Genomic DNA, 20929 nt, shown 5'->3' on the forward strand with positions numbered 1-20929 from the left:
GACCGCTTGCGCTTCCCTCGTCCCTCTTCCCTCGTCCCTCTTCCCTCGCCCCTGCCCATGCCCGATTCCCCTCCAAGCGATTCCCCTGCGTTGCCGCAAGTGCTGCTCTACACCGACGGAGCATGCAGCGGCAACCCAGGGCCCGGCGGATGGGCGTTTATTCTTCGGCACCCGGCTTCCGGAAAAGAAATGGAGCAATCCGGCGGTGAGGCGGTCACGACGAACAACCGCATGGAGCTGCTCTCGGTAATCCGCGGCCTGGAGGCGCTGCGGCGGCCCTCGGCCGTCGAATTGTTTACCGATAGTGAATATGTTCGCCAGGGCTTAAGCCAGTGGATGCCCAAGTGGAAGGCGAACGGCTGGCGGCGGAAGCCCAGCCCGTATTCGAAGGCCGACGGTATCAAAAATCTCGATCTCTGGAAGCAACTCGATGAGTTGATCGCCAAACACCAAATTAAATACACTCGCGTTGCGGGCCATAGCGGCCACCCCGAAAACGATCGCTGCGATGAATTGGCCGTGGCCGCGTATCAAACGTACAAGAGATAGGGTGAGGGGGTAGGATGAGGGGATAGGAAAGAGCGCGGGACACGCAGGAGCCCGCAGCGCTAGCAAGGGAATGCTAAGGCTTTGTCCCGAAGCTCGCCGACGGCACACTAGCCCGAAGCGTTAGCGAGGGAACCGCTGACAGACGGGACCGGCTTCGGCTGCTGGATCTGTGGGACGGTGTGAGACGATTCCTCGTCTGTTTCTGCGGTAACGACCCGGGCGAAAGCGCGGGCTTCGGACTATCGAGTTTCTAGCAGATGCCGCAGCGCCGGCCGCAGTGATTGCTCGGCCAGCAACGGTTCGCCGCGCAGTGCCGAAAGCACTTGCATCAGCCGCTCGCGCGGACCGAGGCGCGAGTCAAGAAACACGCACTTTCGCCCGCGAATTCGGCATACGCCGCCGTGTCCGTCGCCGATCAGCTCTTCGCGGATCTCGACCCCAAGCCGCTTGGCCACCTCGATCGCTTCAGCAAGAAGCTGCAGGCTGTCCAAAGAAGTCGCCTCTCTTTCCGTGCCTCTCGTCCCTCATCCCTCGCCTCTCGTCCCTAAGCAAAGCGATTGTAGCGGCTTGCATTTCAGTCACCAATCGCGAAACGACGATACCGTTCAATAGCGCTAAACCGCTGTTGCACAAAGGGTTAAGCCACGTCTTCTTGGTAAGCAAACCCGAATTCGCAACGGCGGCAAGCTTCGCGACTCGGGCGACATCGGTGCTTCCGTGCGGGTTGGCGAAGCCAGAAAAGCTTGGCACCATTTTACGATCACGATCCAGCGATTCATTGCATCTTGGAGCCTTCCATGTCGATCGTTCCGCAACACGCGTCCGGCCAATCGGGCAGTTTGGAAGAGCAAGTCGACATGCTCAAGCAACAGGTGGCTGCGCTGAAGCAGCAGCTCGCGCAGGCCCAAAAGCTGACCGCGCTCGGCGACTTGGTCGGCACCACCACCCACGAATTCAACAATGTGCTGATGACGGTGATCAATTATTCGAAGATCGGCCTGCGGCAGAAAGACGAGCCGACGCGCGACAAAGCATTCGAAAAAATCTTCGCCGCCGGCACTCGCGCCGCCAAGATCACCACCGGCATCCTTGCCTTTGCCCGCAATCGTTCGGGTTCCTTCGAACCCACCGATCTGGCGCGCGTGATCGACGACTCGCTGCTGCTCTTGGAACGGGAGATGTCGAAGTATCGCGTGCACGTCGAGAAGCAGATCGCGGCGGTTCCGCCGGCGTGGGCCAACGGCAATCAGATTCAGCAAGTGCTGCTCAACCTGCTGATCAACGCACGGCAAGCAATGCCCAGCGGCGGCCAGATTCTCGTGCGCCTCGGCTTCGATCCGGCGAGCCAAATGCTGGAACTGTTCGTGCGCGATAGCGGCAGCGGCATGGCGCCCGAAACACTGCGGCGAATATTCGATCCCTATTTCACGACCAAATCAGGCCCCGACGCGACCGGCAAAGGAGGCACGGGCCTGGGCCTGTCGATGTGCCGCGACATCATCGAGGCCCACCAAGGCCGCATCCGCGTGGAAAGTACGCCCGGCCGCGGCACCGCGTTCACGCTAAAGCTTCCTGCCGCACGGCCGGCCGCCGCCGTCTCCGGAATCGCCGCTTCAGCAACCGATCCGTCGTCTGCGGCTCGCGCGCAAGCCGAGCGTTCGGCGGCGGGCGCGAACAAGCGCGACCCTGCGAACAACGCTTGACGTGCGAACGCGTCGTTCGCGAATTCACACGGCGCGCGAAGCCCGAGAAACCACCGCGGCGATATGCCGAGATGGGTGTTGCAGATCGGCCGAGCATATATACTTGAATGTCGAGTTGCTCGGTTTTCGGATCCGCAAGCGTCGAGCCGGCCATGAAGTTGATTTTTCGTGTCATCGACGCAGCCGACACGCGGGCGTCGGGAGCTGGGGAGATCTACATTCAGCCGGCGGCCGGCGAATTTCAAAACCGTTGCGATCTGGCGAGCCTTGTTTTGGAGCAAGGACTGAAGTGCTTGCGGCACGGAACGGGCGTGGTCGACACGGCGATCGTCTCTGCCGAGCCGACCTTGGATGATCTTCTCGCCGCGACGTTTGTCATGGAGTTGCTCGCCGGCCGGGAATTGCCTCCCGGAGCCGCCTCGTTTGCCCGTTATGCGGCGCTGGTGCGCGAAGGACACATTCCCAGCAAGCTCCCCTTGGAAAGTTCGTTGGAAGGCTTGTTCTTGGCGATCCGGAATACCGACGGCGCCGATCTCACTCAGCAGCAGATCGCCACGCGGTTCGCGGCCCGATGGGAGCAGCTATCGCGACGAATCCTGCAAGCGGCCGCGGATGGACTGAACCCCTTTACCACGCCGTTGGTCGCCGAGGGATCGGAATTCGCCCGTGAACAGGCGTTCTTGGCACGCGATCACGAAGTTTACAAGCAGGATGTCGAACGCGGGCAGCAATGGGAAGTCTCGATTGCCGGCGGGCCGCCGCGCGGCCGCGCAATACGGCTCCGCGACCCCAAGAGCCTGCTCTTCAAGCAGTGGAGCCGGCGGGCGGAGTATTGCGGAGCCCATGATCCGTTCGTGTTTCTCGCGGTCGATTGGGGCAACCGGCACTGGGTCTTTTCGACCGACCCGGTGCAACGCGTCTCGATCAAGCCGTTGGCGGATGTGCTGCAAGCGGCGGAAGCCAAACTCGACGCCGACGCGGCCGCTCGAGATCCGTGGTTCGACGGCAAGCGATTCGACTATACGCTGGTTGCCGCGCCGCACCAGGGCACGAAGCTCGGCGAAGCCGATCTAATGGCGATCGTTCACGACTGGTGCGACGCGCCGCGACTGAAACGCCCGGGCTTTGCTCGCCACCAAACGGCCGTCGCCGCCGTATTCGTATGCTTGTTGGTCGGCGGGGGTTGGTGGTTCTTTCATCGCCCCGATTCGACGGGAAGCCCGCGCGGCGTCGAACCTTCGGTCGCTGTCGTCGCCGGACCGGGTTCCGGGGCAACAAACTCTCTCGGGGCGGCATCGGCGGCCGGCGCGCCGCGCGGAATCGAATTCCTGACCGTCAGCGACGACACGGTCGATGAAAAAATCCAACAAAAACGGACCGGCAGCGACTACGCGATTTTCATCGCCACCGACCACTACGCTCACTGGTCGCCTTTGCACAACGCCGTTCGAGACGCCACGTCGATCGCCGATCTGTCGGAAACACATTACGGCTTCTCGCCCGCGCACGTCAAGCGCTGCTGGGATTGTCCGAAAGATGAAGTGACGGGCGCGCTCGAAGATTATTTTCTGGGCGACAAATTTCGATTCGGACACGACGACCAGCTTTTGATCTACATCGCAGGCCACGGCGAGCGCGTCGGCACGAAGGGCTATTTGGTTGCCGCGGATTCGCTTTCTCCATCGAAAGAAGATTCGCAGACTCGCAACAGCTATATCGATCTGGCAACGATCAAGGACGACGTGGAAAAGATCCAAGCCAAGGGCTGCCGCCACGTGCTCCTCATCATGGACATTTGCTTCGGCGACATGATCGATTTCTCCGAAGCGACCAAAACTCGCCAGCGGGGCGTGGATGCCGAAAAACTGACGCCCGAACGGAAAGACAAGATCGTCCAGCGGATCATGGCGCATCCATGCTGCATGTTTCTGACGTCGGTCGGCGCCGACCAGCCCGCCTCCGACGGGACAGTTCACTCGCCATTCGCGCAGTATTTGATCAATTTATTGCAAGAATCGCCCCGTGACGGCCTGATTACGTTCCCCGACGTTCTCAGGGCGGTCCGCGGGTCCACGCAAGAACCCTGCCACGGATTCCTGCAAGGCCACGAAAACAACGGCGACTTTGTGTTTATCTGGCAACCCTGAGACACGCCGCCGCATCTCGATGTCGGCTGCCCGGCGCACTGCGCCAAGGTCTAGCGGCAGAGCCGCTTGACTCATTGCCCGCGCTATTCGAAATAAGCGACCGCGTTGGCGAACACGCGCAGGCCGTCGCCGGGCGTTTGAGCTTCGCCGCGGGTCCAGCGCGGATGCTGCGTCGGATCGACATAGCGTTCCGGATGCGGCATCAGCCCGAACACCCGACCGCTAGGATCACAAAGGCCGGCCACATCCAGTGTCGACCCGTTCGGATTATCGGGATAAGCAACGTTGCACCCGCTCGCCCCGCGCCCCTCGTTCCTAGCCCCTTGCCCTCCTTCATTCGTCCCTCGTCCCTCGCCCCCCGCCCCTCGGCTTTCTTCACTCGCCCCACGTCCCTCGCCCCTCGCCCCTCTTCCGGCATAGTGCAACACGAGCTGGCCATCGCGCTCGAACTCGGCCAATCGCGCGGCCTCGCGGACGACAAGCCGACCCTCTCCGTGGGCGACCGGCAAATACATCCGCTCGATGCCGGCGAGGAACACGCATTTCGAGTTGTCGGCCCGCAGCCGCACCCAGCGATCTTCGAACTTGCCGGACGCGTTCCAGGCCAAGGTGGCGGGCGGGCCGAATTGAGGATCGTCGTCCAACAACAGCCCGCTTTGAATGAGAATTTGAAATCCGTTGCAAATGCCGAGGATCAGTTTGCCCGATTCCCGAAAGCGGGCCAGCGGTTCGCCCAAGTGCCGCCGGAGTTGATTCGCGAGAATGCGGCCAGAGGCGATGTCGTCGCCGTAGCTGAATCCGCCGGGAAGGCACAGGATCTGGTAGTCGTTCAATAAAGCCGGCCGCTCCAGCAGGCGATTGATGTGCAACAGCTCGGGCCGGCCGCGGGCGAGCGAAAACGCGTAGGCCGTTTCGCCGTCGCAATTCGTGCCGGGGGCGCGGAGGATTAGAATTCGAGGTTGGGCCATGGTCACCATCGCAGCGGGCTCTGCCACGCTTCTTTCAGTTCGTCGATATCGGCGTCGACGACATTCACGGGGTTGGCCGGATCGACACTGACGATCTGCAATCGCGGTTCGGCCAGCACCTCGCCCACCGCGGAATGCGGCACGTCGCCCATCACTTCTTCGAATGCCTCGGCCGCCTCCGGCGCCACTTCGCAGAGAAAACGGCTGTTGGATTCGGCGAAAAGCAGCATCGCGTTGTGCTGGCTGGCAACGGCCGGCGATGCTGATTCCGCCTCGATCATCGATTCGATGTGGTGCGGGGCGTGCTCCAAAAAGATCCGTGCCCCGAATTGGCCGGCGAACGCCATTTCCGCAGCGGCGACGGCCAGCCCCCCCTCGCTCAAATCATGGCATGCCCGCACGAGTTGCAATTGAATCGCCCGATGCAGCGCGGCAAATGTCGCTTTGGCCAAGGGCGGATTGACTCGGGGCACCTGTCCACCGGCGAGGGATTCCACGAGCGCGAAATGCGACCCGCCGAGCTCGTCTTTCGTCGCCCCGACCTGATAGAGCACGCCCCCGGCGTATTTCAAATCCATCGTCACGGCCGTCGACACATCGTCGATCTGGCCCATCGCGCTAATCAAGAGCGACGGCGGGACGGCAATCGTTTGCCGTTCGCCGGCCGCATCCGCGTAGCGAAATTCATTGTTCAAACTGTCTTTTCCGCTGATGAACGGCGTGCCCATCGCGATTGCCATGTCGTAGCAGGCTTGCGCCGCACGCACCAGCGACCCGAGCGTTTCGGGCCGTGTGCAATCGCCCCAACAGAAATTGTCGAGCACCGCGATTCGCGCCGGATCGGCGCCGACGGCAATGCAATTCCGCAGCGCTTCGTCGATCGCACCCGCGGCCATGTGATACGGATCCAGCTCTCCATAGCGAGGATTCATGCCGCAGGCAATCACCAACCCCCGCCGCGACGCCAACACGGGGCGGATCACCGCGGCATCGCTCGGCCCGTCGCTTGCCGCACCCACCAGCGGCTTGACCACGCTTCCGCCTTGCACTTCGTGGTCGTATTGCCGGATAACCCATTCCTTGCTGCACACGTTCAGCGAGCCGAGGATTTTGCTCAATGTGGCGGTGAAATTTCGTGCGTGATCGATCGGGGCGGGCCAGGTGAGCGGCAGCGGCGCAGGGGGAGCGAAAACGGCGTTGCGCACGATCGCCGGCCGGCCGTCGTGCAAAAATTCCATCGTCAGCTCGGCCACGCGCTCGCCGGCATATTGCAACTCCAGCCGCCCGCTCGGCACGAATTCTCCGATCACGGTCGCCTCGACCCCTTCCGATGCGGCGAGCGTTGCCAATTCGGGCCATTGTTCCGGCGGCACGGCGAGCACCATTCGCTCTTGGGCCTCGGAAATCCAGATTTCGGTGTAAGAAAGACCATGGTATTTGAGCGGCACTCGATCGAGCCACACGACCGCGCCCAAATCCTGCCCCATCTCGCCGATGGCGCTCGAAAGCCCGCCGGCGCCGCAATCGGTCACGGCGCGGAACAGCCCGCGATCGCGAGCCGCGAGCAGCACATCGAGCACCATTTTTTCGGTGATCGCATTGCCGATCTGCACGGCGCCGCCGGAGAGCGATTCGCTTTGGCTCGTCAATTCGGCCGAGCTGAACGTGGCGCCGTGAATTCCATCGCGTCCGGTGCGACCGCCGATCACGACGATCGAATCGCCGGCTTGCGGCGATGCCTTGCGCGATTTGCCGCGCGGCAGCAGGCCGACGTTGCCGCAATAGACCAACGGGTTGCCGAGATAGCGCGGATCAAAATAGATCGCGCCGTTCACGGTGGGAATGCCCATCCGATTGCCGTAATCGCGCACGCCGGCGACGACGCCTTGCATGACGCGCCGCGGATGGAGCACGCCCGGCGGCAGCGCATCGGGAGGCGTATCGGGGGGAGCGAAGCAAAACACATCGGTGTTGCAAACCGGCTTGGCACCCAAGCCGGTTCCGAGCGGATCGCGGATCACGCCGCCGAGGCCCGTGTTGGCGCCGCCATACGGCTCAAGGGCCGAGGGATGATTGTGCGTTTCGACTTTGAACACCACGTCGTATTGATGGTCGAACCGCACGACGCCCGCATTATCTTCGAACACGCTGACGCACCAATCCTCTTCGCTCCGCTCGCGGCGGGCGGCGCGGAATTGCTGCGTGGCGGCGAAAATCGTCTCCTTGAGCATGTTCTTGAATTGCCGTGGGCCGTCGGGGCCCGAGTAGTTCACCGGGCCGGCGAGCGTTTTGTGGCTGCAATGCTCGCTCCAAGTTTGCGCGAGCGTTTCTAATTCGGCGTCGGTCGGGTCGCGGCCCAGCCCGCGGAAGTGGGCTTGGATCGCGAGCATTTCTTCGAGCGAAAGATAGAGCTGCCCTTCAAGGCTGAGCCGCGAGAGGGCCGCATCGTCCATTCGGCCGAGCGGCACAGTGACACGCTGGAATCGATATTCGCTGCCAACTTCGAGGCGATTCAGTTTCAACGGCCCGACCACGACTTGTTCGATCGCGTCGTTGGCCAAGAGTTTCGCGGCGAGTGTGTGCAGCCCGTCGCCGGCCGGAAGGTCGAACCAATATTTTCGCAACGTGCGGACCGCTTCGACCGGCAGGCCGAAGTCGCGAATTGCCGCCAGCGTGCTCTGGGCGACGGGGTCCATCACGCCCGGCTTGGGCATGACGTGCACCAATCGGTTGCAATGCGAGCGTGGATTGGCGAGCGGCGGCTCGGCGAGCTGCGGGTCGCCGACGGGCGCGATCATGAATCGCTCGACCACCGCATCGGCCAGAAGGTGCCGGGCAACGCGGCCGACCGCATCGGCGTCCAACTCGCCCTGGATCAAGAACCCGTTGGCTGTGGTCACGGCCAGATCGTGTGCCAAGCCGAGCTCGGCAGCGTTGGCCGCGACCTGTCGAGCGGCGCGGTCCGGCTGTCCTTCCGCCGGATAAATGTCAACTTCCCACAGCATCACGAATGCGCTTGGCCTCCGCTAATAGCCGCTTCAGAGCGGCGGGCTTGTCGTTTTTCAATGCCGCCTTGAATCTTGCTATCGTTTTCTCAAACCGGGCGAGCGACTTCAAGACGTTCCGCCGATTCGCCAACAGAATCTGTTGCCATAGCTCGGCGTCGCCCGCGGCAATCCGCGTGGTATCGCGCCAACCGCCGGCCGCCAAATCGAGGCGATCTTGCGGCGTGCTCCGGGCGACTGCCGATGCCACAAGGTGTGGCAAATGGCTGATCGCCGCCACGGCTTCGTCGTGTTCCTCGGGGCTCATCGTGACCACGCGAGCGCCCAGCGAGGACCAAAATTCACGCGCATCCCGCACGACTTTTGGCGGCGTTTGCTCGATCGGCGTGACAATCGCCACGCGGCCTTCGAACAAGTCCGCCGACGCAAACGCCACGCCCGCCTTCTCTCCGCCCGCCAAGGGATGGCCACCGACAAACCGGATGTGCGGCCGAATCGAGTTTTCCAGCTCGCGAACCATTGCCGCTTTCGTGCTGCCGGCATCGGTCACGAGTGCTCGCGAAGAAAAATGTCGCTGTGCTTCTTGAATTGCCGAAACAATCCGGTCGACGGGCGTGGCGAAGACCACCAAATCCGCCTTTTCGACGGCCGCGGCGAGCTCGAGCGTGGTTTCGCTGACCGCGCCGGTTTCGAGCGCTCTGCCAAGCGACGCGTCGCTTCGTCCGACGCCGATCACCCGGCCCGCCAATCCACGGGAGCGCAATGCCAGACCGATCGAGCCTCCGATCAGCCCCACGCCGACAATTGCAACCGTATTCCAACGCGGCATGCTGCTAACATCAATCGAGTTTGAAACGCGAGCCTTACCGCTGGGCGGCGGCCGAGCGCCACAGAGTCGCGGTCTACGAGGGCGTTTTGTACCATATAAAAGGTCGGGACGTGGAGGGGGCTCAACCGCCAATCTTCGAGAATCGTTATGCCGAACGACATCCTGCCCTCGTTGGAATTGCCGGCGACCGGGCCGATCTTCGGACCGCTCGTGGCGGCCGCTCCACTGAACGAACTTGGTCCGGGTCGCGCGGTTGCCGCCGCCGCGAAGAAGCTCCAAAGCCTATCGCTCGACGAGGCGTTCGCTCCGCATCGGATCGTCGATGCGGAGATGGCGGAAGCCTGTTTGGCCGGCCTGTGGCTCATGTACGATCATCTCGACGAATCGCACACGATCAGCCAATCGATCGAAACCCCCACGGGCAGCTATTGGCACGCGATTTTGCATCGTCGCGAAGGGGATTTCAGCAACTCGAAATACTGGTTTCATCGCGTGGCCGCGCATCCGGTGTTCGGGCCGCTGGCGGAGGCCGCGCGACAGATTGCATCGCAACCATCATTCACCGACGGCGAACCTGGTCGAAATGCGGTCGGCCTGTTTGGCAATTCCGCCGGCGGCGGTTGGAACCCGTTTCGCTTTGTCGATCTGTGCGAAGCGCAACTGCGGAGCCGGTCGCCGATCGAACAACCATGCCGGCTGATTCAGCAGCAAGAATGCCGGCTGTTGTTCGAGTTTTGCTACCGGCGGGCGATTGAATTATCATAGCTTCGGCTTGAGAGCGAATGCTCGCCGCTCGCCCACCACGCTTCCATTTACACCATAAACCCCCTCACCATCGATGCCCCGAATGCACAGTCGAGCGAATCCAACCATTGCCGTGGAACGACCATCGAAGCCCGTTGTTGCCAGATGCGGCGTGACTTCGCGCTTCGCGATAGGGGTTCGCATTTCAATTTTGCTCGCAGTTTCCGCGGTTTTGCTTGCCTGCGGCGCCACCCCGCGCACGGCGCAAGCGGAAGACGCGGCCGAACCGGGGATCGCCAAAGAGCCGCCAAAGGAAGGGCGCTTCATCAAGATCGATCGCGGCTACATGGTTCCCTACAACGCGACGATACCGGGCACAACGGTGCAATTCGAGATGGTGCCGATCGCGGCTGGCACGTTCACGATGGGGAGCCCGCCGACCGAGAAAGGCCGAAAGCCGGACGAAGGGCCGCAATTCAAAGTGCAGGTCGATGCGTTTTGGATGGGGAAATATCCGGTCACGTGGGCCGAGTACAAGGAGTTCATGAAGCTGGCCGATATGTTCAATACCTTCGGCGCCGCGAAGCCGCCGTTGCGACAGTTGACCAAAGACAATCAGGCCGACGCCGTAACCGCCCCCTCGAATCTGTACGACCCCACATTTACCTTCAAGCAGGGGGCCAAGCCGCGGCAGCCGGCCGTCACGATGTCGCAATATGCCGCCAAGCAATACACCAAATGGTTGAGCCGGATCAGCGGCCAGTTCTATCGGCTTCCGAGCGAGGCCGAATGGGAATATGCCTGCCGGGCCGGCACCACGACGGCCTACTACTTTGGCGACGATCCGAAGGATCTCGGCAAATACGCCTGGTATTTCAAGAATTCGCACGATACGGCCCACGAGGTCGGCCAAAAACCGCCGAATCCGTGGGGACTCTACGACATGTGCGGCAACGTGAGTCAATGGACATTGGACGCGCCGCTGGCCGACGGTTACAAAAAATTCGCCGGCAAAAGTGTCTCGTGGAAAGAGGCGATCGTTTGGCCGACGAAATTGTTTCCACGCGTTTTGCGGGGCGGTAATTGGGACTCCGATGCGGTCGATTGCCGCTCCGCCGCGCGCCGCTTTTCGGCCGACGACGACTGGCGTGAAACCGACCCGAACAGCCCGAAAAGCCCGTGGTGGTTTACCGAGCCCGAGGCATTGTCGGTGGGCTTTCGCGTGATTCGGCCGCTCGCCCCCGCCCCTCCAGCAGAGCGGGCAAAGTATTGGAACGCCGACGTCGATTCGATCGTCGACGATACGAAAGACCGTCTCGATCAAGGCCGCGGCGCGATCGGCCCCGTCGATCCGAAGCTCCCCGCCGACTACAAGAGCCTCGATCAACACCGGCACTAAATATCGATCGAAAATTAGCTTCTCCGCAGTGCTCTCTCCCCTCGCGGCAGAGGGCAGGCTGAGGGATGTTCAGAAGCGGAAGCTGTTTTTCGGTCGAAACCAAACGACCGCCGAGCATTGGTCGGCCGCGCCTTATGCCGTCTGCATCGCCAGCGCCTTCCGCACGCCGACGTACGACATTCGCGCTTTCAGGCACGTTTGCCGAAATGCCTCCGGCCGCGACACGCCCGCGAGGCGAAAGGTTTCGACGTCGCCTCGGCGAAACACCAGATCGCCGGCGTTATACCATTCTTGTCCGGGCAACACGGCGATCTCGATCTTGTCGAACCGATCGAGATCCACGAACCGCGTGAATTGCGGATTGATACCCGCCATGATGCCGACCCGGCGATTCGTCAGCCGATAGCGCTGCACATTGAACGGCAAGCGAATCGAGAAATACAGCAGCGGCCCGACCGGCATCGCCAAAAGTGTCATGAAGCGGCCGACCGTGAAGATCCAAAATCCGGCGGAGATCGCCATGAGCCGGCCGAGAAATCGGCCTGGGCCGCTGCACGCCACCGATGGCCAGACCGTCATGACGGTCACTTCGCCCAATTCGGGCGGCGCGACGCCGGCAATCGCTTGTTTCATGGGAAGGCTGGGAGGCTTGAGGCTGGGAGGCTTGAGGCTGTGAGGCTTGAGGCTGTGCGGTACGGTCGAAGCAGATTATCAAACTGTATGCGCCAGTTCCAGCCCCGATCGAAGGCGATCCAGCGGCCGGTAGTGGTCCAAAGTTGCGTTGATGCAAATTCTCACGGGCGAGACGCGGCTATTCGGATTGTCGCCCCTGGTTCATCGAACGACCAGACATGATCGGCGACCCGCCAACGTAGCCGCCGTCGGTCGTAGCCTGCCGTTGGTCGCTTTGTGCCGAGCCTGCCAGCAGTAGTTATACCAAGCCGCGAACATGGAAAATGTCGTTTCGAGATCGGCGAGCGTCTTTGAGAAGCGCAGGGTCATCGACTTCTTGAGCGCGGCGCTTGAAATGTCGATCCGCACTCACGACAATCAGGTGAAACGGGCGCCGGCCCACGGCGATCGCGCTTGATCGAATCGATATCCGAGAGCCACACAATAATGCTTGAAAATGCGAAAGCCGCTCGGCCGATTCGAGCCCGTTGCGGCGTGAGCGGTTCGCTCTTCGCGGTGGCGCTGCTTGCGCTCGTCGTTTCGCCGCCCGGTTTGAAAACTGCCGACGGCGCGGCGGACAACGCGGCGGAAAGTGGCTCCAAATCCGCGCCCGGCGCGGCGAGTCGGGCGGCGCCCGGCGCGCTGCCGGCAAGCGCCCCGGCGAGGCCCAATATCCTGTTCTGTTTCGCCGACGATTGGGGCCGCTATGCAAGCATTTATGCGGAATTGGATAAGCAGCCCTCGATCAACCAGGTGCTCAAGACGCCGGTGATCGACAGCGTGGCCCGCGAGGGAATGATCTTCAAAAACGCGTTCGTCACCGCCCCGAGTTGCACGCCCTGCCGCAGTTCGCTGCTCTCTGGGCAATATTTCTTTCGCACCGGCCGCGGGGCGATTCTGCAGGGGGCGGTGTGGGATTCGACGATCCCCAGTTATCCGCTTTTGCTCCGCGAGGCAGGCTACCATATCGGCAAGAGCTATAAGGTGTGGAGTCCCGGCGCCCCGGCCGACGCGCCCTACGGCGGCCAACTCTATGCCTATGAAAAGGCGGGCAGCGATTTCTGCCGCTTCTCCGAACGCGCCACCGCGATGGTCCGTCGTGGAATGACGTTCGACGCGGCCAAGCAACAAATCCTGGCCCAAGTGCGCGCCAATTTCGACGCCTTCCTCGCCGATCGCAAGCCCGGTCAGCCGTTCTGCTATTGGTTCGGCCCGACGCTCACGCACCGCCCGTATCAAAAAGGCTCGGGCAAGGCCCTTTGGGGAATCGACCCCGATTCCGTCCGCGGCAAGCTGCCCAAGTTTCTCCCCGACGTGCCGGAAGTCGAGGCTGATTTCACCGACTACATGGGCGAAATCCAGGCTTGGGACGCCGGCGTCGGCGTGTTGCTCAAGCGGCTCAAGGAAACCGGCGAGCTCGATCATACGCTGGTGATCATCAGCGGCGACCACGGCATGCCCGGCGTGCCAGGCGGCAAATGCAATCTCTACGATTTCGGCCTCGGCGTTGCGCTCATTGCCCGCGGCCCGGGCATCCAAGCCGGCCGCGTGGTCGACGACTTCGTGAATCTGGTCGATCTCGCGCCGACGTTTCTCGAAGTCGGCGGAGTGAAACGCCCTGACGTGATGACCGGCCACAGTTTTCTGAACGTGCTGCACGCCGAGCGGTCGGGGCAGATCGATCCGGGCCGCACGTGGGTCGTCACCGGCCGCGAACGGCACGTGGCCGCGGCGCGGGAAGGGAATTTGCCCTATCCGCAGCGGGCCTTGCGAACGAAGGATTTCCTTTATATCCGCAACTTCGCCCCCGATCGCTGGCCGATGGGCAGCCCGAAATTCACGAACACGTCCGACATGCCGTCGATCGACGCTTTGGAGCGCGACACGATGGTGGCCTTCGCCGACATGGATGCCAGCCCGACGAAAGCATGGCTGGTGCATCGATTCGGCGAAGAGGATTGGGAGTGGCACTACAATTACGCCTTCGGCAAACGGCCGGCCGAGGAGCTGTACGACTTGCGATCGGACCCGGAGCAAATGCTCAACCGCGCCGACGACCCGGCGTATGCGGAGCAGAAGCATAAATTGGCTGCGCAGCTCATGAAGGTGCTAACCGACGCGAAGGACCCGCGCGTGCTAGGCGACGGCAAAACGTTCGACCGCCCCCCCTTCGCCGGCCCCCCGTCCCGCCCCCGCCAACAGCGGCCGCCCGCGAAGATTCAAAAGGATCCGGGCAAGTAACCTCTGGCGCGCTCGACGCATCTCAAGATGTGGTCCGCGCTGCCGATCCGCTGCCCGCCCACCGCATTTGCCAATTTACCGCGAAGAAGGCGGCGGGTAGAATCGGAAACTGCGGCATCTCCGAGTTTGAAGCTCCGCCGTTAGTTGACAGCTCGCGCCCGTGGCGCAATTGGATAGCGCATCGGTCTTCGGAACCGAGGGTTACAGGTTCGAATCCTGTCGGGCGTAGTTCGCATTTCGGGTCGCGGAGCACGATCGCTCCGCAGTCTACCAGTCGTCGGTGCGGAAGGGGGAGGCGGGAAGGTTGGCCTTGTTGTAGAGATTCGAGCCGGCGGGGTTTTTGGCCCAGGCGTAGCGGACCGCTACCAGATGCGCGACCGTTGGGCTCGAGACCAGCACGCTGTCGCCCTCGATCGTCGCTTCGGCCCACACGAATTTCTTGTCGCTTCCCGCGATCGCGAATTGGCGGAGCGGGCCGCCCTTGGCCACCAATCCGCCGGCGGCGTGCGAGAATTTCAGCCGGGCGGTTCGGCCGGTGATTTCCAGCGAATCGAATTGCGGGCCCGACCATTCCACGGCGCGGCCGTAGGTCTTCGCGAGCGCGTTCAAGGCCAGGCGGTTGCCGACGTCGCGCTTGTCGCGCGGGTGGATGTCGTTTTCCTCGCCGATGTCGATCGTCACGGCGAGGCCGGAGTTGGGCACGCGGCGCGCCACCTGCGATTGGGCCTCGCGCACCTCGGCCCAGTCGCTTTCTTCAGGCGATTGCGGCGGGCGGCCGAGGTTGGCCAGTTGCACGATATAAAACGGAAACGGCCCTTCCTTCCACCGCGTTCGCCAGTCCTCGATCAAGGTCGTCAGCACCGTTGCATATTCGTGCGAATGCTGCACGTTCGATTCCCCCTGGTACCAGATCGCTCCGCGGATCGCCAGCGGCATGAGTGGGTGGATCATGCCGTTGAACAAGCAGCCGGGCGTGTCTTCCGGCCGAGCGCTCGGGGCCTTGGGGAGCGAGGCGAGCGATTCGGGCGTCGGATCGGGAAATTGCCGCTCGACTTTGCATTGCCACTCGTTCGATTGCCGATCGGCTTCGGAAATCGGCAGCCGCATTTCCTTCGTGGTACACCACAGATGCCCCTCGGTGTGGCCATGGATGCGGATCGACACGACATTGCGCCCCGGCTTGACCAAATCGCCGGGCACAAGAAATCCTTGGCCGTGCGGATAGTAGGCCGGATGTTCTGCTTCGCTTTTGAGCGGCGTGCCGTTCCAGAATGTTTGCACCATGTCGACCGTGTAGCCGGGATTGAATTCGAACGGCTTGCCGGCGTCGGCGGGGGGCACGTTCAATTCCTTGCGGAACCAGACAATGCCGCCGCCGGACAGGCCGGCGGCGCGGAAATCGGCAGGGATCATGACGGTTTTCCAAGTCGAAGCATCGAAGCCGGGCTTGCCCCAACCTTTATCGACACCGCGATTCGAGTCGTCGGCAGCGGCGTATTTCGTTTCCCAAGCGATCATTTTCGGGCCGAAGGTTTTGTCGTCTTCCGGCCGGCGGATCAGGTCGTCGATCTGCTGCTGCGCTTCTTGGCGCAACGCCGGTTTGGCCAACAGCGCTTCGCGGCTGATCCACGGTTCGGCCCGGGTTCCTTCCCAAGAGCTGTGAACGATGCCCACCGGGACGTGCAATTCATCGTTCAAGCGTTTGGCGAAGAAGTAGGCGACGGCCGAGAATTTCTGGCCGATCGTCTGCGGCGAGCAAACGGTCCAATCGAGCCGCACGGTATCTTGCGGCTGCATCGAGCCCGCCGCGCCGATGTTGGCCTCGCGGATTAGCGAACTGGGGTGGGCGGCCTCGTCGGGATAGAATGCCGGCTGAAAGCGAAACGTCATGTTCGATTGCCCCGACGCCAGCCATACCTCGCCGACCAAAACGTCTCTGATCGCGACGGAGCTATTCTTGCCGCGGATCGTCATTTCCGCGGGCGTCGCGTTGGCCTTGAGCGGTTCGAGCGTCAGGCGCCACCGTCCGGCGGCGTCGGCGACGGCGGATTTCGCTTGGCCGGCGAACGCGACGGCGACTTGCTCGCCGGGATCGGCCGTTCCCCAAACGGGCACGGGCATTTCGCGCTGCAAGACCATGTGGTCTTGAAACAGCGTATTCGGCGTCGCGGCGGCGAGCGCGATCGCCGCAGAGCAAGAAACGAAGAGGGCGACGACAACGCCAGCGAGCCGGCAAAGCGGTTTAAGTTCGGCAGACATAGGGTTCCTTTGATGTGATGTGAGGCGATGTGAATTGGTCTACGCGCCGGTGGCCTGCCCGCTGCCTTGGGTGGGCATGTGCAGTGCTCGGAGAAAATGGCCACGCAAAGCCGTGGGGCATTGCCCACACACCTGTATTCGCTCGGAGCAACGTGAAACGCTTCGACCTAAAAGGCCGATTCTACCAGTCCAGGCCGGAGCTGCGCAAGCGGTGGAGGCCTGGTCCACCTGCGGAGAAGTTATTTTTCGATCTGATCCTACGGCGCGAATTGCGAACGGCGCCTATGGAAGTGGATGCCGGATTACGCGGTGGCCGGTTCGACGATTACGGCCGTGCCATAGGCTAGCACTTCCGTTACGCCGGAGGTGACTTCGTTGGCGTCATAGCGCATGCAGATCACGGCATTGGCGCCGATTTGGGCCGCATGGGCAGACATCAGTTCGAAGGCGTCTTCGCGTGCTCGTTCGCAAAGATTCGTATACAACGTGATGTTGCCGCCGAACAGTGTCTGCAGGCCGGCGCCGATGTTGCCCACGATGCTCCGCGATCGCACCACAATGCCGCGCACCAAGCCCAAATTCCGCCGTATCCTCATGCCCGGCAACTCAAGCGCGGTCGTGACCATCTCCGGTTGAATGCTCGGCATGAAATCTCTCCAGAGGATCGTAGTAAATAAACAGCTTGTCGCGCGACGATCGGCAGCTGCGTCGGCTCGGCCGAAGAATCGCCTTCGTTTTCGAACCCCTCACCTTGCCCTCTTCCCTAGGGGGTTATGGCAAGCACATTCCCTCAATGCGACCACAAATAAGTTGGCGATTCGCCGACTTCGATTTCTAAACCGCGCGGGACGACGGACCACTCGATTTTGCTGGTGTTCTTGCGGGAGCCATTGTCGGCTGCGATTGCGCCGGCATCGGCGGTGAGCGGCATTCGTTCGCCGCGATAGATGTTCGCCGCGGCCGCGCCGAGTGGAATCAATTTCTTGGCCGGCTTTGAACCAGCCGTCGGCAGCCAAGCGACAAACACTTTTTCGGACGATGCCGGTTTGCGGTATTCGAAGCAATACAGATCGCCGGGCAATTCCGCCACCGCACGCGAAAAATAGTAGTCGCCGAGCGTGCGGTCGAGATGGCTCATTGCGTAGAACGACGGCTTGGGGCGGAAATTTCGGGTCAGCCCCGAGGCGCCGTGGAGTTGCGGCTCGTCTTGATCGTTGAAGAAATACAAATAGGCCCGATCAAGATCGGTGGCGGAAAGAACGAGAAACGCTCGCACGATGAATTGCGCTTGCTCGACATCGCTAACTCCCTTCCATTGCCGCCACGGCCCATCGGCTTTCGGCGGCTTCGTGGCGCTGTCGTAACCGAACTCGGTCAGCCAGATCTGCTTGCCGGGCGCATGGGCATCGCGCCACGCGATGAGATTGCGGACGCTCGCCAGAAACGGGATCGCCGGATCCTCGGGATACGACCGTCGCCACATCGGCCACAAGTCTTTGAACGGATAGCTGTGGATATTCAGCACATCGCACGACTCGTGCAAGCCATCGAGCGTCGAGGTGGGCTTGCTCCATGCATCGACTTTTCCGGTCGCGATCGCGCAGGTGACGATTTTCAATTTCGGATCGCCGGCGCGGAGCCCCGCGGCCATCGCCCGAAAAATCTCGCGATATTGCGGATCCGAATAGGCAGCCGGTTCATTGCCCACCTCGGCCGATGAAACCCAAGGATGTTTGCCCGAGGGTCCGAAATAGCGGGCAAACGCCTCGCCGTAAGCGCGGGCATCGCGAGCCGAGTTTTTCCAGTGTTCCGGCTTGAGATTGTCGAACATCAGACAGGCATCGACATCGTAGCCCGCCTCGGTCCATTTGCCATACAGGCTCCGCCAATCGACGCCATTGGCGGCCATCGGAAACGTGGTGGGGCGCGAGGTGTCGGAACCGAAATCCCATTCGATCGGATGGTAGTCGCGAAGCAGCCGGCAAACCGGTTTGTAGAGATCCGGTTTGAATTGCACGGTGTGAACGTTTAACCCGATGAATTCGCGCAGGGTTGGCCGTTGAGGCCGCGCCACGGTGGATATTGCAGGCGATGCGGCGGCCGTGGGAACCGCGCCGGCGCAGGTTGCGGCGACGGCGAGAAAACTAAGCGGCAAGTACAACAGCAGTTTCATACGGATTGTTATCCTCGACGCAATCGCCGGTCGCAAGCTTTTTTGTCGGCCGCCGCGGTGGTTACAATGCTGAACTCCCGCTGCCCGCCGTGTGCCACTGGCTCTGGCAGCGTGCGTTTTGAACCAGGATTTCCCCTTTCACGTTTCCGCAGGAAAAAACCGATGCTGCATTTCCGGTCGAGTTTCCGTCGACAAATAATTCTCCTTATCTCGGCAGTCTGCTCGGCGTTTGTCGGCGGTGGCTCGCCGGCTTTCGGCCAAACCACGTTTACCGGCGATCCGCGACTCGGCACCTGCACGCATTTCGCCCAAGGATGGGACTACCAGAAATTCATGCCGCTGATCGAAAAGGCCGGGCTCGGATGGATTCGCGACGATGTCGGCTGGGAATCTCTCGAGACACGTGAAAAAGGTAAATACGCCATGCCCGAGCGGACGCTGGCCTGGATTCGCTCGGCTCACGAACATCATGTGCGTGTGCTGGCGATCCTGAACGGCGGCAATCGGCTGTATGCCGATCGCTACGATCCGGAAGCCTATGCCCGCTGCGCCGCTTGGATGGCGAAAGGATTTGCCGCCGATATCGATGCCATCGAGATTCTCAACGAACCGAACAATTTTGGTTTCAGCAAGTATTACGGCGGCCAGCACGACGGGGACGGGAATTCGCCGTGGGTGGCGAAATATGTCGCGCTGATGAACGCCGCGGCCAAGGCCATCAAGGCGGCGAATCCAAAAATGCCCGTGATCGGTTTCGGCGCCGGAGCTCCGGTCACGTACAAGCAATTGGCTCTCGGCACAGCGGCAATCGGCAACGGGCCCGCGGTCGATGCGATTGCCGACCATCCTTATTCGAACCATTCACCTCCGGAATGGGTTCCGGGCCGCGCATCGGACCAGCGTAAGCATTTCGGTTTCGCCACGACCGACGAACAAGGCACATTCGCGTCGCTGATCCAAGGCTTTCGCGAGCAATCGGCCAAGTTTCACGGGCCGCGCGGCATCTGGCTCACCGAGTGGGGTTTTACCACCTATCAGCCGCTCACCGCGGGCCAATTCACCGGATTCACCGAGTCGGCACAGGCCAAATATATTGCGCGGCGGTTTGCCGAAGGCATTGGCTTGGGCGTCGATGCGTCGTTTCTCTACGACTTTCGCGACGACGGCGGCAATGATCCTGGCAGCGACCACAATGCCGAGGCCCGTTGGGGCCTGGTGCGGGCAGATGGCCAACCGAAGCCATCGTTTTGGGCCGTGACGAATTTTTCGAAAATCATCGGCGATTATCGCGCCGCCGGCGACGGTGAAGTCGGCGCGGTAAACGTCTTTCCCGCGGCATCCTGGCCGGAGCAAGCGCCGATCGCCGTGTATCGCATGATCGATCGGCAGCATCGGCCCGCGGCGATGGTCTGGGCAACCGATCGAGCCGACGGCGATTTGCAGCCGCGCGTGGCCGACGTAGAACTCAACTGGCCGAGCGATATCCGCAACATCGAAGCGGTCGATATGCTCAGCGGCAAGGCGGAGTCGGTGTCGTTTCGCCGGGCGAGCGGCCGGCTGCTCAAAGACGGGATGACGATTCGCGATTATCCGGTGCTGCTCCGTGAAAAGCCGGCGTCGACAGGCGGCGCGATGGTCGCGGCGTCCGGCCCGTCGCCGGCGACCGCCGCGCACGAGAATGGTTCGCGAGATTTGAATCTGTTTGAGCCGGGCGTGCATTGGACGTTTTTCAACGGCCAGGAGTTTCCCGGCGCCACGGGCACCTTTGGCCTCGCCACCGATGGCGGCAAGAAGACCGGCGAGCTCGGCTACGATTTCACCAAGGGGGGCAACTACGTTTCGACCGAAACGGAAGTTCATGTCGGCGATGCCACGGGCGAGTTGCGTGTCGGAGTGCGGGCCGAGCGAGCGCTGCGTCTTTCGGTCCGGCTGATCGACCGCAGCGGCCAATGCCATCAGTTCGCCGAGGCGTATTCGGGAAGTGGTGCGTGGGAAACGATCCGCATCGCTCTCGATCGTCCGGCGGCCGAACATTGGGGAGGCGCGAACGACGGCAAGATTCATTTCCCGATCGAAAAAATCTGCCTTTGCGTCAATAAACCGGCCGGCAAGAACGTTCGCGGCAAAGCCGAATTCGCGGATCTGACCGCGCTCGGCAAATAAGCGGCCTGCGGCAAGCGAAATGCATGGCTAGGGCCTGACGGGCCGCATGGCGTGCCTGCGGTTCACGGGCGGCGGCG

General features: G+C 62.0%; 15 protein-coding genes and 1 tRNA gene. 8 read left to right on the forward strand and 8 right to left on the reverse strand.

Features of this window, described 5'->3' with window-relative positions; genetic code table 11:
• Positions 1 to 57: 57 nt before the first annotated feature.
• Positions 58 to 549: a ribonuclease HI gene (gene rnhA / locus VHX65_00115; protein ID HEX3996937.1), complete on the forward strand. Its 492-nt coding sequence runs from the start codon at positions 58 to 60 to the stop codon at positions 547 to 549.
• 239 nt (positions 550 to 788) lie between these two features.
• Here rnhA and VHX65_00120 read toward each other — a convergent pair whose 3' ends face one another.
• On the reverse strand, positions 789 to 1040 hold the full coding sequence (locus tag VHX65_00120; GenBank protein ID HEX3996938.1) for a hypothetical protein: 252 nt from the start codon (positions 1038 to 1040) through the stop codon (positions 789 to 791).
• A 306-nt stretch (positions 1041 to 1346) separates the two neighbouring features.
• Between VHX65_00120 and VHX65_00125 the strand changes: the two genes are divergently transcribed.
• Positions 1347 to 2252, forward strand: coding sequence for an ATP-binding protein (locus VHX65_00125; protein HEX3996939.1), 906 nt, complete (start codon positions 1347 to 1349; stop codon positions 2250 to 2252).
• A 152-nt stretch (positions 2253 to 2404) separates the two neighbouring features.
• Positions 2405 to 4399 carry a hypothetical protein gene (locus tag VHX65_00130; GenBank protein HEX3996940.1) on the forward strand — a complete coding sequence of 665 codons (1995 nt, stop codon included), beginning with the start codon at positions 2405 to 2407 and terminating at the stop codon, positions 4397 to 4399.
• 83 nt (positions 4400 to 4482) lie between these two features.
• Here the strand turns inward: VHX65_00130 and VHX65_00135 are convergent, their stop codons facing one another.
• The 3 genes from VHX65_00135 to VHX65_00145 are packed head-to-tail and all read right to left on the reverse strand — an operon-like array spanning position 4483 to position 9201.
• Positions 4483 to 5367: a phosphoribosylformylglycinamidine synthase subunit PurQ gene (locus VHX65_00135; protein HEX3996941.1), complete on the reverse strand. Its 885-nt coding sequence runs from the start codon at positions 5365 to 5367 to the stop codon at positions 4483 to 4485.
• 2 nt (positions 5368 to 5369) lie between these two features.
• On the reverse strand, positions 5370 to 8375 hold the full coding sequence (gene purL, locus VHX65_00140) for a phosphoribosylformylglycinamidine synthase subunit PurL (protein ID HEX3996942.1): 3006 nt from the start codon (positions 8373 to 8375) through the stop codon (positions 5370 to 5372).
• Positions 8356 to 9201: a prephenate dehydrogenase/arogenate dehydrogenase family protein gene (locus VHX65_00145; GenBank protein HEX3996943.1), complete on the reverse strand. Its 846-nt coding sequence runs from the start codon at positions 9199 to 9201 to the stop codon at positions 8356 to 8358. The genes purL and VHX65_00145 overlap by 20 nt, the downstream gene beginning before the upstream one ends.
• A 147-nt stretch (positions 9202 to 9348) precedes the next feature.
• Between VHX65_00145 and VHX65_00150 the strand changes: the two genes are divergently transcribed.
• Positions 9349 to 9966, forward strand: coding sequence for a hypothetical protein (locus tag VHX65_00150; GenBank protein HEX3996944.1), 618 nt, complete (start codon positions 9349 to 9351; stop codon positions 9964 to 9966).
• A 190-nt stretch (positions 9967 to 10156) separates the two neighbouring features.
• Positions 10157 to 11344: a formylglycine-generating enzyme family protein gene (locus VHX65_00155; protein HEX3996945.1), complete on the forward strand. Its 1188-nt coding sequence runs from the start codon at positions 10157 to 10159 to the stop codon at positions 11342 to 11344.
• A 132-nt stretch (positions 11345 to 11476) separates the two neighbouring features.
• Here the strand turns inward: VHX65_00155 and VHX65_00160 are convergent, their stop codons facing one another.
• Entirely contained in the window at positions 11477 to 11977 is a 501-nt protein-coding gene (locus VHX65_00160) for a PH domain-containing protein (protein HEX3996946.1), read from the reverse strand.
• Positions 11978 to 12463: 486 nt separating this feature from the next.
• On the opposite strand from VHX65_00160, the gene VHX65_00165 reads away from it, so the two are divergent.
• Both VHX65_00165 and VHX65_00170 read left to right on the forward strand, forming a co-directional pair.
• Entirely contained in the window at positions 12464 to 14257 is a 1794-nt protein-coding gene (locus VHX65_00165) for a sulfatase (GenBank protein HEX3996947.1), read from the forward strand.
• Between the two features lie 154 nt (positions 14258 to 14411).
• Positions 14412 to 14485 (forward strand) — tRNA-Arg (locus tag VHX65_00170).
• A gap of 39 nt (positions 14486 to 14524) precedes the next feature.
• Here VHX65_00170 and VHX65_00175 read toward each other — a convergent pair.
• The 3 genes from VHX65_00175 to VHX65_00185 form a co-directional block, all read right to left on the reverse strand.
• Positions 14525 to 16516, reverse strand: coding sequence for a sialate O-acetylesterase (locus VHX65_00175; protein ID HEX3996948.1), 1992 nt, complete (start codon positions 16514 to 16516; stop codon positions 14525 to 14527).
• A 302-nt stretch (positions 16517 to 16818) separates the two neighbouring features.
• Positions 16819 to 17163 carry a YbjQ family protein gene (locus VHX65_00180; GenBank protein HEX3996949.1) on the reverse strand — a complete coding sequence of 115 codons (345 nt, stop codon included), beginning with the start codon at positions 17161 to 17163 and terminating at the stop codon, positions 16819 to 16821.
• 143 nt (positions 17164 to 17306) lie between these two features.
• Positions 17307 to 18689 carry a hypothetical protein gene (locus VHX65_00185; protein ID HEX3996950.1) on the reverse strand — a complete coding sequence of 461 codons (1383 nt, stop codon included), beginning with the start codon at positions 18687 to 18689 and terminating at the stop codon, positions 17307 to 17309.
• Positions 18690 to 18851: 162 nt separating this feature from the next.
• Here VHX65_00185 and VHX65_00190 point away from each other — a divergent pair, with 162 nt between their 5' ends.
• A complete protein-coding gene (locus VHX65_00190; GenBank protein ID HEX3996951.1) occupies positions 18852 to 20852 on the forward strand; it encodes a hypothetical protein in 2001 nt (666 codons plus the stop codon).
• The last annotated feature ends 77 nt before the right edge of the window (positions 20853 to 20929 follow it).

This window comes from Pirellulales bacterium (assembly GCA_036267355.1).
GTDB lineage: Bacteria > Planctomycetota > Planctomycetia > Pirellulales > DATAWG01 > DATAWG01.

Coding starts and splice junctions, on each gene's coding strand:
- rnhA (HEX3996937.1), top strand. CDS start 58: ATGCCCGATTCCCCTCCAAGCGATTCCCCTGCGTTGCCGCAAGTGCTG.
- VHX65_00125 (HEX3996939.1), top strand. CDS start 1,347: ATGTCGATCGTTCCGCAACACGCGTCCGGCCAATCGGGCAGTTTGGAA.
- VHX65_00130 (HEX3996940.1), top strand. CDS start 2,405: ATGAAGTTGATTTTTCGTGTCATCGACGCAGCCGACACGCGGGCGTCG.
- VHX65_00135 (HEX3996941.1), bottom strand. CDS start 5,367: ATGGCCCAACCTCGAATTCTAATCCTCCGCGCCCCCGGCACGAATTGC.
- VHX65_00145 (HEX3996943.1), bottom strand. CDS start 9,201: ATGCCGCGTTGGAATACGGTTGCAATTGTCGGCGTGGGGCTGATCGGA.
- VHX65_00150 (HEX3996944.1), top strand. CDS start 9,349: ATGCCGAACGACATCCTGCCCTCGTTGGAATTGCCGGCGACCGGGCCG.
- VHX65_00160 (HEX3996946.1), bottom strand. CDS start 11,977: ATGAAACAAGCGATTGCCGGCGTCGCGCCGCCCGAATTGGGCGAAGTG.
- VHX65_00165 (HEX3996947.1), top strand. CDS start 12,464: ATGCTTGAAAATGCGAAAGCCGCTCGGCCGATTCGAGCCCGTTGCGGC.
- VHX65_00175 (HEX3996948.1), bottom strand. CDS start 16,516: ATGTCTGCCGAACTTAAACCGCTTTGCCGGCTCGCTGGCGTTGTCGTC.
- VHX65_00180 (HEX3996949.1), bottom strand. CDS start 17,163: ATGCCGAGCATTCAACCGGAGATGGTCACGACCGCGCTTGAGTTGCCG.
- VHX65_00185 (HEX3996950.1), bottom strand. CDS start 18,689: ATGAAACTGCTGTTGTACTTGCCGCTTAGTTTTCTCGCCGTCGCCGCA.
- VHX65_00190 (HEX3996951.1), top strand. CDS start 18,852: ATGCTGCATTTCCGGTCGAGTTTCCGTCGACAAATAATTCTCCTTATC.